Here is a 1,170-nt window from a genome sequence, read left to right on the forward strand (position 1 = left end):
TGCGGCTTGACCGCAGCATCCATTGGGTTTGATGTGCCTAGCATGGATGCTGTGCTTTAAGCCATAGATATCTACACAAAAAGAATAATTAGTATTTAATATGGGATTTTAGTAAAAGTGGATAATAATAAATGGATTTAGAGTTACGCCATAAAAAGCGTTATGAACAATTAGTAAGGTCGCATATGATAACGAGTGATATGCTAAGTGCCGGGGTAAAAAGTAGTTTAAAAAGCAGACAGTCATTTAATGAAACGCAAGCTGCATGGCGCTTTTTTAACAATGAGCGCTGTGAGCTTGGGGAGTTAGCCAAACCGCTGGTAGCGCATGGAGTAAAACATTCAGAAGACTGCGCTCAGTATGGATTAATGGTGCATGATTGGAGTGGCTTAAGTTATAAAAAACATACGAGTAAAAAAGACCGTTATGGAGTGCATAATGAGGAAGAATATGGATATGAGCTGCAAGCCAGTCTGTTATTAAATGATGAGACAGGGAGTCCCATAGCGCCTATTGCGTTAAATGTAGTGACTGCCGAGCGGGTATTAAGCACGTACACGAAGGAAGCTAACCGAGCAGCAACGCATATAGAAGAGCTTGCCAAGCGAATACATTATATCGAAGAACAGCCCTTTAAGACCCCTTTAGTTCATATAATTGATAGAGAAGGTGATTCCGTTGAGTTAATGCGAGACCTTGAGGGGAAGAAATGGCTTATTAGGTGTCGAAGTAATAGACATGTGACCTATCAAGATGTTTCGATAAGAGTTGATAAATTGGCGAATCAATTGGTCTTCAATCAAGCGCGAACGATACACTATAAAGGACAAGAAGCAAAACAATACTTGGCAAGTACCCAGGTATTAGTCACTCGAATGGCACAACCGAAAAGAAAAAAAGAAGGTAAGCCAAAACAAATAAAAGGAGAGGCTGTACCGTGCCATTTTATTGTAAGTAAAATTCAAAATAAAGAAGGTAAGATAGTAGCATGGTGGTATTTATTATCGAATGTAGAGGTCGATAGTACTACGCTTACGCTTTGGTATTATTGGCGTTGGTCTATTGAGACTTTTTTTAAGCTCCTTAAATCCGCAGGCATGCATTTAGAATCATGGCAACAAGAAACAGGCGAGGCGATTGCTCGTCGATTATTAGTAGCTTGTATGGCTT

The 1,170-nt window shown here is 39.8% G+C and carries 1 protein-coding gene; it reads left to right on the top strand.

The features are described from left to right. Positions 1-131: 131 nt before the first annotated feature. On the top strand, positions 132-1,170 hold a 1,039-nt coding region (locus IEX97_RS12850; protein WP_188883505.1), incomplete at its 3' end, for a transposase.

Origin of the sequence: Paenalicyclobacillus cellulosilyticus (genome assembly GCF_014647315.1) — a bacterium.
GTDB classification, from domain to species: domain Bacteria; phylum Bacillota; class Bacilli; order Alicyclobacillales; family Alicyclobacillaceae; genus Alicyclobacillus_J; species Alicyclobacillus_J cellulosilyticus.